This is a genomic window from Pseudomonas sp., from assembly GCF_037994325.1.
Taxonomy (GTDB): Bacteria; Pseudomonadota; Gammaproteobacteria; order Pseudomonadales; family Pseudomonadaceae; genus Aquipseudomonas.
The window spans coordinates 1-2,583 of record NZ_JBBNAH010000071.1 but is presented as its reverse complement, the minus strand read 5'-3'; the positions used below and the strand labels follow the sequence as shown (position 1 = coordinate 2,583).

Below are 2,583 nucleotides of genomic sequence, written 5' to 3'. Positions count from 1 at the left end.
ACTGTCTGGCGTGCAGGGGTGGGCGGATAGCTGCATGGTCTATCCGAAGCCTGCATGGGTGATCGTCGCTTCCGACGATGTGGGCGTAAGGGGATGTTTCTAGGCTGCGGTCATACAACCGTAATCGCCAAGAGGAACCTCCAATGTCACAGGCAGTATTCATTTACGACGCCGTCCGCACGCCGCGTGGTAAGGGCAAAAAGGACGGTTCTCTGTTTACCGTCAAACCGGTGCACCTGGCGGCCGGCCTGCTCACCGAGTTGCAACAGCGCCATGACCTGGATACCGCCCGCGTCGACGATGTGGTGCTGGGCTGCGGCCAGCCCGTGGGCGAGCAGGGTGGCGACGTGGCCAAGTGCACCGTGCAGTACGCCGGCTGGGACGAAAGCGTGCCGGGCGTGCAGATCGACCGTTTTTGCGCCTCGGGCCTGGAGGCGGTGAACCAGGCCGCCAGCCGGATTGCCAGCGGCTGGGAAGACTTGATTGTCGCTGGCGGCGTGGAGTCGATGTCGCGCCTGCCCATGGGCGTGGCCGGCGGCGCGTGGATTCAAGACCCGGAAATCGCCTTCAAGCTGCAATCGGTTCCCCAAGGTATTGGCGCTGACCTGCTGGCTGCACTCGACGGCTACTCCCGCGAAGACGTCGACCGCTTTGCCCTGCAATCCCAGCAACGCGCTGCCCATGCCCGCGACAGTGGTTACTTCGACCGCTCCGTGGTGCCGGTTAAAGACGTCAATGGTCTGGTGGTGTTGGCGCGCGATGAGTTCATCAAGCCGACGTCCACGCTGGAAGGGCTGGGGCAATTGAAGCCGTCGTTCGCGGCCATGGGCAAGGTCGGTTACGACGATATTGCCCTGCGCAAATACCCGCAGGTGGCGCGTATTGAGCATATTCATACCGCTGGTAACTCGTCGGGCATTGTCGATGGCGCCAGTGCGGTGTTGCTGGGCAGCGAGAAGCTGGGCAGCGAGCTGGGCCTGACCCCGCGCGGGCGCATTGTCGCCACTGCCGTGCTGTCGACCGACCCGACGTTGATGCTCGCGGGCCCTGGCCCGGCAGCGAAAAAAGCCCTGGCCAAAGCCGGGCTGACGGTGGCGGATATCGATCTGTTTGAGATCAACGAAGCCTTCGCCTCGGTGGCGCTGCGCTTTATGCGGGACCTGGAAATCGACGCCGAAATCACCAACGTCAACGGCGGCGCGATTGCCTTGGGCCACCCGATTGGTGCGACCGGCGCCATGTTGGTCGGCACCGTGCTGGACGAGCTGGAACGGCGCAATTTGAAGCGCGGCCTGATCGCCCTGTGCGTCGGCGGCGGTATGGGCATCGCGACCATTATCGAGCGCGTCTAAGCCTCTTTTTTCGTGCTGCCCGAGCGGTGGCGCAGGACCTACTTTTTGAGTACCGAACTATGAGTGCATTCAACTACGACAAGGACGCCGACGGCATTGTGACCATCACCATGGACATGCCCGGCGCCGTCAATGCGATGAATCAGCTGTACCGCGACACCATGAACGCCACGGTTGCCCGCCTGGAGCAGGAAAGCGGCCTTACCGGCGTGGTGATCGCCTCAGCGAAAAGCACCTTTTTTGCTGGTGGTGACCTGAATGAGCTGACCGATTTCAAGCCCGGCGACGAGGCGGACTTTCAGGCCAAGATCGAGCTGACCAAAAACGATCTGCGCCGATTGGAGCGCTTGCCAGTGCCGGTGGTGGCGGCTGTAAATGGCGCCGCGCTGGGTGGTGGTTTTGAGATCGTGCTGGCCTGTAACTACCGCGTGCTGCTGGACCAGCCGGGCACGGTGGTGGGCTTTCCGGAAGTGTCGCTGGGGCTATTGCCGGGGGCGGGCGGGATCGTTCGCGCGGTCAATACGCTGGGCCTGGAAAAAGCTCTGCCGCTGCTGTTGGAAGGCAAACGCCTGAAACCCGCTGAAGCACTGGAACTGGGTTTGGTGCATGAGTTGGTTGTGCAAGCCGATGCGCTGCTGCCAGCGGCGAAAGCCTGGATCAAGGCGCAGGCCGGCAATGAGTTGGCGGCGGTCCAACCCTGGGACCGCAAGGGCCATAAGATTCCAGGCGGCACCGCGCAGCAACCGAATGTGGCGGGCTTGCTGGCGGGCGCCTTGGCGATGACGGCGAAAACCACCCGTGGTCTGCTCCCGGCCCCGGAGCGCATTCTGGCCGTAGCGGCAGAATGCACCTTGTTGGATTTTGACGCCGCGCTGATCGTCGAAACCCGTGGCCTGACCTTTTTGGCCGCCAGCGTGCAGGCGAAAAACATTATCAACACCATGTTTTTCCAGATGAACGAAGTGAACGGCGGCTCCAGCCGGCCGAAGGGTGTGGAGAAGAGCAAGGTCAGTAAACTCGGGGTTTTGGGCGCCGGCATGATGGGCAATGGCATTGCCCATGTGGCGGCGAAAGTCGGCATTGAGGTGGTGCTGCTCGACGTTAGTCTGGAAGCGGCTGAGCGCGGTAAGGCGAATGTGGAGAAGTTGCTCAGTAAGCTGGTGAGTCAGGGGCGGTTGAGTGAAGGCAAGCAGGTAGAAATTCTCTCGCTTATCACCCCGACTGCCGATTA

The 2,583-nt window shown here is 62.1% G+C and carries 2 protein-coding genes; both read left to right on the top strand.

What is annotated here, in order from left to right; genetic code table 11:
• The first annotated feature begins 143 nt into the window (after positions 1–143).
• Entirely contained in the window at positions 144–1,352 is a 1,209-nt protein-coding gene (locus AAAB16_RS02360) for an acetyl-CoA C-acetyltransferase (RefSeq protein ID WP_340661887.1), read from the top strand.
• A 59-nt stretch (positions 1,353–1,411) separates the two neighbouring features.
• The coding region (locus AAAB16_RS02355; protein WP_340661886.1) for an enoyl-CoA hydratase-related protein at positions 1,412–2,583 on the top strand (1,172 nt) is incomplete at its 3' end.

Excerpts from the sequence above, each read along its gene's own strand:
- AAAB16_RS02360 (WP_340661887.1), top strand. The coding sequence starts at position 144 with ATGTCACAGGCAGTATTCATTTACGACGCCGTCCGCACGCCGCGTGGT.